This window comes from Novosphingobium sp. (assembly GCF_019748365.1).
Classification (GTDB): Bacteria; Pseudomonadota; Alphaproteobacteria; order Sphingomonadales; family Sphingomonadaceae; genus Novosphingobium.
This window is the reverse complement of the sequence record NZ_JAIEPN010000127.1, coordinates 1-9,007: the sequence shown is the minus strand read 5'-3', so window position 1 is coordinate 9,007 and position 9,007 is coordinate 1. Positions and strand designations below refer to the sequence as shown.

Sequence of the window (9,007 nt, the reverse complement as noted above, 5' to 3'; positions counted from 1 at the left end):
GTCTAGCAGGACTGGCCCATTTTTAATCCGGTGCTACCGGCCGATCCGTGGCCCCTTTTATTCCCGGTGTTCTCATGACAGTACGGTTCGGTCACTAACGAGATGATCGCTTGCTTTGCCGGTGTCAAGTGAATAAGTGTACGGAATGGTCACTAGCGAGACATTGGCCAAGGGGAGGCTGGGGCGTCAAAGCCCTGATGAACGGCGAGAAAACATCCTCGCCGTGGCAGCGCAGGCCTTTGCCCTTGAGGGCTATGGCATCACGTCGATGTCGACGATCGCCGCGAAGCTGGGCGGTTCCAAGGCTACCCTCTACAAGTATTTCACGTCCAAGGAGGAGCTCTTCCAGGCGGTCATGCAGCGCAAGTGCGAGGCGGTGATCGGGCCGCTGGAGGAGCTTGCCGACAGTTCGACAGATCCCGCGACGCTGCTCACCGCCTTCGGCAAGGTCTTCCTCAGCCGCCTGTGCCAGCCCGATGCCATCGTGATTCACCGCACCGTCCTGGCCGAGGCCGAGCGCTTTCCCGAAGTCGCTCGCACCTTCTTCGCCTATGGGCCCGAGGCGGCCTATTCGGTGCTGACGCCGGCTCTCGCCCGGTTCCATGCCGAGGGACTGATCGATTGTCCCGATCCTCGCCTTGCTGCCGAGCACTTCCTCGGCATGGTGCGCGGGGATATCCACCTGCGGGTCTCCAGCGGGCTGATTCCCCCGCCCGACGAAGCCGAGATCGAACGGCAGGTGCGGCATGCCGTGGGCATCTTCGTGCGAGGCATTTCGCGGCGTGACCGGCCCGCCTGATTTCTCGCGCAAGGGCCTGCTCGCCCCTTGACCGCATCCCCTCCGCGCGGGCAAACCGCACCCGCACTGTCCTCGACCGGAGAACGGGCACAAGGCTGACTAAAAGAGGAGAGGCCATGTTTTCGCACGTCATGCTCGGCAGCAATGATATCGAGCGCTCGAAGAAGTTCTACGATGCCACGTTCGCGGCCTTCGGCGGCCCTGCCGGGATCATCGATCCGGCCGGCCGACTCGTCTACATGCATAACGGCGGCATCTTCATCCTGACCAAGCCGATCAACGGCGAGGCAGCTTGCGGCGCCAACGGCGGCACCATCGGCTTTGCCATGACGCCCGAGCAGGCCGATGCCTGGCACGCGGCGGGCTGCGCCAATGGCGGCACCTCGTGCGAAGACCCGCCGGGGCCGCGCGAAGGTTCGCCCTATTACCTTGCCTACCTCCGCGATCCGGATGGCAACAAGCTGTGCGCCCTGCACGTGATCGGCAGCTGAGGCACACGGACAATGGCGCCTGATTCCACGTTCGAGACCGTTTCGACCAGCAAGGCCCATGGCGGCACGCTCGGCGTCTATCGGCACCAGTCCACCGCGACGGGGACAGGAATGACCTTTTCGGTCTTCCTGCCCCCGCAGGCGGAAAGCGGGGCCAAGCTTCCGGTTCTTTTCTATCTCTCGGGGCTCACCTGCACCCACGCCAACGTGACCGACAAGGGCGAGTACCGCCGCCTCTGCGCCGAGCTTGGCCTGATCTTCGTCGCCCCCGACACCAGCCCGCGCGGCGATGGTGTGGCGGATGATCCGGAGGGCGCCTACGATTTCGGCCTTGGCGCAGGCTTCTATGTGAACGCCACCGAGGAACCCTTCGCGGCGCACTACCGCATGTGGGACTACATCGCGCATGAACTCCCCGCGCTGATCGAGGATCACTTCCCGATCGATCCGGCGCGCATGGGCATCACCGGCCATTCGATGGGCGGCCATGGCGCGCTGACCATCGGGCTGACCTACCCGGAGAAGTTCAAGTCGCTCTCCGCCTTCGCGCCGATCGTCGCGCCCGGACAGGTGCCGTGGGGCCACAAGGCGCTCGGCGGCTATCTCGGCCAGGACCGCGCCACTTGGCGCGCGCACGATGCGACAGCGCTGGTGGAAGACGGCAAGCGTCCCGCTGGCGACATCCTCGTCGATCAGGGCGCGGCGGATGGCTTCCTTGCCGAACAGCTGCGGCCCGAACTGTTCGAGGCGGCGTGCAAGGCGGCGGGTGTAAACCTGACGCTGCGTCTGCAGGACGGCTACGACCACAGCTACAACTTCATCTCGACCTTCATGGACGATCACATCCGCTGGCACGCGACGCGGCTGTAGTCTCGCAGCCCTCGCAAGGACGAGACTAATGGTCGGCTGAAAGCCGAGCTCCACCCAAATACTTCGTCATTCCCGCGCAGGCGGGAATCCAGAGCGGTTGGCGCTGGGTGGGGGCTCTGGATTCCCGCCTGCGCGGGAATGACGAGATAGGGGCTCTGCCGAGGGGGCGGTTACTTCGCCCGCACGTCCTTTGCCACCGCATCGAGCAGGCCGTTGACGAACTTCGTCTCGCGCGCGTCGAAGAAGGCGTGGGCGACATCGAGGTACTCGCCGATCACCGTGCCGACGCTGATATCGGCGCGCGCCATCAGCTCGTAGGCGCCGGCGCGCAGGATCTGCAGCATCGTGCGGTCGAGCCGCGCGATCGACCAGCCATCGGCGAGGCGGCGGGTCAGCGCGGCATCGATTTCATCGCGCCGTGCGGCGACACCGCGCACCACATCGTCGAAGAAGGCGATATCGGCCTCGAGGTACTGGTCGTCCTCGATCTCCGCGCCGAGGCGGTGCATGTGGAACTCGTCCAGCAGCAGGTGGAGCTGGGGCTTTTCCATCTCGAGCTGATAGAGCGCCTGCACGGCGGCGAGCCGCGCGGCAGATCGATTGGGGGCCTTCGAGCGAGTCATATTCCAAGCCTCAATTCGATCGAGCGGGCATGTGCGGCAAGCCCTTCCGCCTCGGCCAGCGCCACCGCAGCCGGGCCGACGGCGCCGAGCGAGCCTTCGCCGACGCTGAGGAAGCTGGTGCGTTTCATGAAATCGAGCACCGAGAGCCCGGAGGCAAAGCGCGCGCGGCGGCCGGTGGGCAGCACGTGGTTCGGCCCGGCAACATAATCGCCGATGGCCTCGGGGGTGTAGCGGCCAAGGAAGACCGAGCCGGCATGGCGGATGCCGGCAAACAGCGCCTCGGGATCGTCCGTTGCGATCTCGACATGCTCTGCGGCCAGCGCATTGGCGAGCGCGGGGGCTTCATCGAGCGAACCCGCCACGATGATCACGCCATGCGCATCCCAGCTGGCGCGGGCGACGGCAGCGGTCGGCAGCAGCGCGATCTCGGCCTCGACCGCAGCGGCAACGGCATCGGCAAAGGCTGCATCATCGGTGATCAGGATCGCTTGCGCGGCAGGATCGTGTTCGGCCTGGCTGAGGAGATCGGCGGCGATCCACTGCGGATCGTTCCGGCCATCGGCGATGACAAGGATCTCGGAAGGCCCCGCCACCATGTCGATGCCGACGACGCCGTAAAGCTGGCGCTTGGCTTCGGCGACCCAGGCATTGCCGGGGCCAGTGATCACGTCGACCGGGGCGATGCGCTGCGTGCCATAGGCCAGCGCAGCAATCGCCTGCGCCCCGCCGACGCGCCAGACTTCATCGACACCGGCTAGGTGCGCGGCGGCGAGCACGAGCGGATTGATCTGGCCCTTGGGGGTGGGCGTGGTGACAACGAGACGGCCAACGCCGGCGACCTTGGCCGGAATGGCGTTCATCAGCAGCGAGGAGGGATAGGCCGCGCGCCCGCCGGGAACGTAGAGCCCCGCGCCATCGACCGGTTGCCACTTCGCGCCGAGGCGGACGCCGGCGGCATCCGTGTAGTCCCTGTCTTCGGGCAACTGCGCCTGATGGTAGGCACGGATGCGTTCTGCCGCGAGTTCAAGCGCGGCGCGCAGGGCAGGATCAAGCGCGTCGAAGGCTTCGCGGCAGGTCTCGGCCGGGATGCGCCAATCTTCCCCCAGATCGTGGCCGTCGAACTTCGCGGTGTAGTCCGCGAGCGCTTCGTCACCCCGTGCCCGCACATCGGCGAGGATGGCTGACACATCGCGCGCCACATCGGCGTCGCTTTCGCGCCGGTCGCTGACGACGGCGGCAAATGCTGCGGCAAAGCCGGCGTCACGGGTGTGGAGGCGCTGCATCAGGCGGCTTTCCGGCGCGCGACCAGATCGCGGAAAGCATCGATCAGCGCGCCCATCCGGGCCGGATCGGTCTTGAGCGCGGCGCGGTTGACGATGAGGCGCGCCGAGACGGGCATGATCCGGCTGGTCTCGACAAGGCCGTTGTCCTTCAAGGTACGGCCGGAGGAGACAAGATCGACGATCCGGCTGGCGAGGCCCAGCGAAGGCGCAAGCTCCATCGCGCCGTTCAGCTTCACCACTTCGGCGGCGACGCCGAGCTTCTCGAAGTGGCGGCGCGTGAGGCTGGGATACTTGGTGGCGACGCGGGCGTGGCTCTCGCGCGCTGTCGCGCCGCTTTCGACCGCGGCGGCGGGTTCGGCCACCGAGAGGCGGCAGTGCCCGATATCGAGATCGACCGGCGCGTAGAGATCGGCATAGTCGAACTCGTCGATCACGTCCGAACCGACGATCCCGGCCTGTGCAGCGCCGTGGGCCACGAAAGTCGCCACATCAAAGGCGCGCACGCGGATGATGGTCATGTCGGCACGGCTTGTCGCGAAGCTCAGCTTGCGCGAGGCCTTGTCGAAGAAGTCCGCCTCGGGCACGACACCTGCGTCCGCCAGCAAGGGCAGCGCTTCGTCGAGGATGCGGCCCTTGGGCAGGGCGAAAACGATAGGGGCGGGCGCGGTCATGGCCCGCAGCCCCTATGGCAAAGGGCCGGAAAGGGCAACTGTATGGAACGGGTGATGCCATGGTGATGGATGCGCACGATGTTGCCGCGGCGATTGCCTGGCAGGCGGACCATGCGGCGAACAACGGCGCGCCGTGCACCGCGCTGGTGGTTCGGGCGCAGCTGACTCTGCTTTCCGGCGAGACCGAGACCGGGCGGCGGCTGGCGAACTGGCCGGGCATTCCGCTCGAGGATGCGCTGCCGCTGCGGTTGGCGGGCGGCTTCCATCATCTCGTGCTGTCAGGCGCCGATACGCGCCTTTCAGCGGTCTATCGCGGCGAGGTTACCGATCAGGCCGAGGTCGATGCGCTGATCGTGGACCTCGCGCGCCGGCATGATGCGGCGCTGCTGCCCTGGCTCGATGGCCCGCCGCAGACCAACGAGGCGGGCCGCTCGGCCTCGATCATGGCCGCGCTGCTGTGGCTCTCCCCGCGCACCGGGCCGCGCTTCGAGATGAACGAGCTCGGCGCCAGCGCGGGCGTCAACACGATGATGGAGCGGTATCACTACGATCTCGGCGGGACCGAGGTCGGCCCTGCGGACTCGCCGATGCGGATCAAGCCAGAGTGGCGTGGACCTGCGCCGATCGCCGCTCCGGTCGAGATCACCGCGATTCAAGGCTGCGACCGCGCGCCGGTGAACCTTGCCGATCCCGCCTCGGCGCTGCGGCTGAAAAGCTACGTCTGGGCCGAAGTGACCGAGCGCATGGCGCGCATCGATGCGGCGATCCGGCTGGCGAGCGAGCGGGCGCCGGATCTGGTGCAGATGGACGCTGGCGACTGGGTGGACCAGCGCCTCGCCGCGCCGCTGGAAGCGGGAACCACGCGCGTGTTCTACCACTCGATCGTGTGGCAATATCTGCCGCCGGAAACCCGCGCGCGGATCACCAGCGCGATCACGCGGGCGGGTGAAGCGGGCCAGCGGCTCGCGTGGATCATGCTCGAGACCAATCGCGAGACGTTCCGGCATGAACTGACCGTCCGCTATTGGCCGGGCGGTGGCGAGCCGGTGCTGCTGGGCGAGGCGCATGCGCATGGTGCGTGGGTGGCCTGGCACGGGGCGGCGTGATTGGCCGCATTGACCAATTGTGCCTGCCACCGCGCATGCTAGCCTCGCAAGAAATCTTCGGAGAAGTCCCCCCATGCGCCCGATGAAACTGCTTCTTGCCGCCCTCGCGCTCGCCGCTGCCCCGGCGGATGCCCTGGCCGATTCCCCGCCGCTCGATTGGCGCACCAAAGTGCGCGCGTTCAATATCGAGCACTGCAAGCACCCGGCCTGGGGCACATCGCATTCGGACCGTGACTATGCGCTCGCCAAGGCGATGGCGGCGACGGACAAGGTCGCGCTTGATGATGATGTGCTCTTCGCGGCGGCCTATCTGCACGATATCGCGGCGTTCAAGCCGTACGAGAAGGTTGAACTCGACCATTCGGACGTCGCCGCCGAGCTAGTGGGTGAGGTCCTCGCGCCCACCGGTTTCCCGATGGCGAAGCTGCCGAAGGTGCAGGCCGCGATCCGCGAGCACATGTACTACCGCACGCCGACGGTCCCCGAATCGCTCTATCTCCACGATGCCGATGCGCTTGATTGGCTCGGCGCAATCGGCGCGGCGCGGATCATGGCGCTGGCGGACCCGAATGGCGGCCAGCCCGATGGACCCGCTGTCCTGCCGATGCTGAAGGAAAACCTGCGCGATGTGCCCGCGCGCGTGCTTTCGCCCGCCGGCAAGGCGCTGATGCCGGCCAAGCGCGATCTCCTTGCCAAGTGGATGGAGACGCTCGCGGCGGAGACCGACGGGTTCAAGACGCTCTGATGTCAGCGATCACCTATCGGCCCTACGCCAAGGCCGACGAGGACGCGGTCATCGCGCATATCCTTGCCATCCAGCAGGGCGAATTTGCCGTGCCCGTCACCGCCGAGGAGCAGCCCGATCTGCGCGCGGTGGCCGAGGTCTACCAGTCCAGCACCGGCGGGTTCTGGGTGGCGGAGATGGCGGGGCGCATCGTTGGCACGATCGGCCTGATCGGCTTCGGCACGGGCGAAGGCGCGCTGCGCAAGATGTTCGTCGCCGCCAAAGCACGCGGGCGCGAACTGGGGGTGGCAGCGCGGCTGCTGGACATCCTGATCGAGCATTCCCGCGCCAAGGGTATCACCGGGATCACGCTCGGCACCGTGGCGAAGCTCCACGCCGCGATCCGGTTCTACGAGAAGAACGGTTTCGTGGCTGTCGCGCCGGGCAATTTGCCGGAAGGCTTCCCGCGCATGCCGGTCGACACGCATTTCTACCGGCTGGAGCTTGGCTGACGCCAAACCTCGTCACCCGCGACCATGACGCCTTGAAGCTCTGGATCCCCGCCTTCGCGGGGATGACGACCCGTTCTTTCATTCGTCATCCCCGCGAAGGCGGGGATCCAGAGCGGTAGTGCGCACCGCCCTCGAATGCTTCGCTACGCTCGCGGGTGACAAGGTGCTTCAGCCCAGAAACGCATCCAGCGCGGCGTTGACCTTCTCCGGCGCTTCCCACGGCACGAAGTGGCCGCAATCGGGCACCTGCACCACGGTCAGGTTCGGGATCAGTGCGTCCAGCCCTTCAAGGTTGGCGGGGGGCAGGGCCATGTCCTCCATTGCCCAGATCACCAGCGTCGGGATCATCAGCGGCGGCAGCGGTGGCGGGGCGTAGCCTTCGGGCAGCGCAAAGGGCGCGTCCATGGTCGGCACGTCCATCGGGCTTGCGCGGTACCAGTTGAGCATGGCGATCGCGCTGTCTGGGTTCGACCAGTCCTTGAGCAGCGCCGCGCGCTCTGCCTCTTCCATGACCGGCGCCTTGTCGCCCCAGTCAAGCGCCTGCATCAGCAGCGCGCCAAGGCCGTGTTCGCGCACCAGCGGATCGTGCGCGGTATCGCGGAACGCGCGCATGTACTGGCTCGCGCCGCGCTGGACGGGATCGAGATAGAGCAGCTTCTGGAAGATCCCCGGATGCGGCGCATTGGCAACGACGGCGCGGGTGACGCGCGTCCCTTGCCCCATCAGCGCGACGCCCCAGGCAATCGCGCCGCCCCAATCGTGGCCGAGCACGGTGAACTGCCCGACGCCGAGCGCATCGGCGAGGAGGAAGATGTCGCCGATCAGCTTGTCGGGCGTGTAGTTCTCCGCGCCCTCGGGCTTGGAGGAACCGCGATAGCCGCGCTGGTCGGGCGCGATGCAGCGGAAGCGGCCGGAAAGGTGCGCGATCTGGTGGCGCCAGGTGCGGTGCGATTCGGGAAATCCGTGGAGGAATAGCAGCGCCGGCGCATCGCGCGGGCCCACATCCACCACATCGAGCTCGATGCCATTGGCGAGCTTCACGCGGGTCATGTCCATGCTCATTCGGTGGTCTCCGCCTTGGGGCTTTCCATCTTCGTGGCATAGCCGTCGGCGACCATCTTCGCCATGCGGTCGAAGATTGCGTCGGGCGTGCGGCAGGCCTCGCCGATCATCTGCTCGAACCCGGTCGCGACGATGATCTCGCGCTTGCCTTCGGCCATTTCCGCCAGCATCTGCGCCACGGCGACCTCGGGGTCCATGCCGCCGTCGATGCCCTTGTCGCTCACCCCGCGGCGGCTGCCATCGGCGTTCAGCGCATTGCGCGAGACATTGGTACGCACCGATCCCGGCGCGATGACGTGGACCTCGAGGCCCGCCCCGGTCACTTCACTGCGCAGCGCGTTGGCATAACCGATCAGGCCGAACTTGGCCGCGCTATAGGCCGTGCGCAGCGGCACGCCGACTTTGCCCGCAACGCTGGAAACCATGGCGATGCGGCCCTTGCCCCGCGCGACCATGCGGCCCAGCAGCGCCTGCGTCAGCGCGATGGGGGCGAGGAGATCGACCGCGATGATCTGCTCATAGACGGCGTAATCGGTATCGACCGCGAGGCTGCGCTGCGAAATGCCGGCGTTGTTGAACAGGATATCGATCCCGCCGCTGCGCTCCGCCGCCCATGCCCAGGCCTGCTCCGCCGCGGCAAGGCCCGCCGGGTGGTCCGTCACCTCGAACGGCAGCACCAGCGCGGTAGCATTGCCCTTGGCGCAGTCCGCCGCGACTTCGTTGAGCGCATCGGCGTTGCGGCCCGACAGGATCACATGCGCGCCATCGGCCGCCAGCGCGCGGGCCATCGCCGCGCCGATCCCCGATGATGCCCCGGTGATCCACGCCACCTCTCCGGCAAATGCCATGTACGTCTCTCCCTCTTG

Annotated in this window: 11 protein-coding genes; 6 read left to right on the top strand and 5 right to left on the bottom strand. The window is 67.1% G+C overall.

Translation table 11 applies throughout. From position 1 onward, the window contains the following. Window positions 1–223: 223 nt before the first annotated feature. The 3 genes from K5Q19_RS15045 (at window position 224) to fghA (ending at window position 2,160) form a co-directional block, all read left to right on the top strand. Entirely contained in the window at window positions 224–799 is a 576-nt protein-coding gene (locus K5Q19_RS15045; protein WP_292946780.1) for a TetR/AcrR family transcriptional regulator, read from the top strand. A gap of 116 nt (window positions 800–915) precedes the next feature. After that, window positions 916–1,290, top strand: coding sequence for a VOC family protein (locus K5Q19_RS15040; RefSeq protein ID WP_292946777.1), 375 nt, complete (start codon window positions 916–918; stop codon window positions 1,288–1,290). 12 nt (window positions 1,291–1,302) lie between these two features. Next, window positions 1,303–2,160, top strand: coding sequence for an S-formylglutathione hydrolase (fghA, locus tag K5Q19_RS15035; protein ID WP_292946774.1), 858 nt, complete (start codon window positions 1,303–1,305; stop codon window positions 2,158–2,160). A 170-nt stretch (window positions 2,161–2,330) separates the two neighbouring features. Here fghA and nusB read toward each other — a convergent pair whose 3' ends face one another. Genes nusB through hisG form a run of 3 tightly spaced genes read right to left on the bottom strand, consistent with a single transcriptional unit; the run spans window position 2,331 to window position 4,737 of the window. Beyond that, window positions 2,331–2,783, bottom strand: coding sequence for a transcription antitermination factor NusB (gene nusB / locus K5Q19_RS15030; RefSeq protein WP_292946771.1), 453 nt, complete (start codon window positions 2,781–2,783; stop codon window positions 2,331–2,333). Next, entirely contained in the window at window positions 2,780–4,066 is a 1,287-nt protein-coding gene (hisD, locus tag K5Q19_RS15025; protein WP_292946768.1) for a histidinol dehydrogenase, read from the bottom strand. The genes nusB and hisD overlap by 4 nt, the downstream gene beginning before the upstream one ends. Beyond that, the gene (gene hisG, locus K5Q19_RS15020; protein WP_292946765.1) at window positions 4,066–4,737 is read right to left on the bottom strand and encodes an ATP phosphoribosyltransferase; all 672 of its coding nucleotides are present in this window, start codon (window positions 4,735–4,737) and stop codon (window positions 4,066–4,068) included. The genes hisD and hisG overlap by 1 nt, the downstream gene beginning before the upstream one ends. A 59-nt stretch (window positions 4,738–4,796) precedes the next feature. Between hisG and K5Q19_RS15015 the strand changes: the two genes are divergently transcribed. From K5Q19_RS15015 to K5Q19_RS15005, 3 genes are all read left to right on the top strand, one after another. Then, entirely contained in the window at window positions 4,797–5,843 is a 1,047-nt protein-coding gene (locus K5Q19_RS15015; protein WP_292946762.1) for a DUF2332 domain-containing protein, read from the top strand. Window positions 5,844–5,916: 73 nt separating this feature from the next. After that, window positions 5,917–6,588: an HD domain-containing protein gene (locus tag K5Q19_RS15010; protein ID WP_292946759.1), complete on the top strand. Its 672-nt coding sequence runs from the start codon at window positions 5,917–5,919 to the stop codon at window positions 6,586–6,588. After that, complete coding sequence (locus K5Q19_RS15005) at window positions 6,588–7,079, top strand: GNAT family N-acetyltransferase (RefSeq protein ID WP_292946757.1); 492 nt, start codon at window positions 6,588–6,590, stop codon at window positions 7,077–7,079. The genes K5Q19_RS15010 and K5Q19_RS15005 overlap by 1 nt, the downstream gene beginning before the upstream one ends. Before the next feature lie 168 nt (window positions 7,080–7,247). Here the strand turns inward: K5Q19_RS15005 and K5Q19_RS15000 are convergent, their stop codons facing one another. Both K5Q19_RS15000 and K5Q19_RS14995 read right to left on the bottom strand, forming a co-directional pair. After that, entirely contained in the window at window positions 7,248–8,141 is an 894-nt protein-coding gene (locus tag K5Q19_RS15000) for an alpha/beta hydrolase (RefSeq protein WP_292946754.1), read from the bottom strand. Next, complete coding sequence (locus tag K5Q19_RS14995) at window positions 8,138–8,989, bottom strand: SDR family NAD(P)-dependent oxidoreductase (protein WP_292946782.1); 852 nt, start codon at window positions 8,987–8,989, stop codon at window positions 8,138–8,140. Before K5Q19_RS14995 ends, K5Q19_RS15000 begins: the two co-directional genes overlap by 4 nt. Window positions 8,990–9,007: the final 18 nt, after the last annotated feature.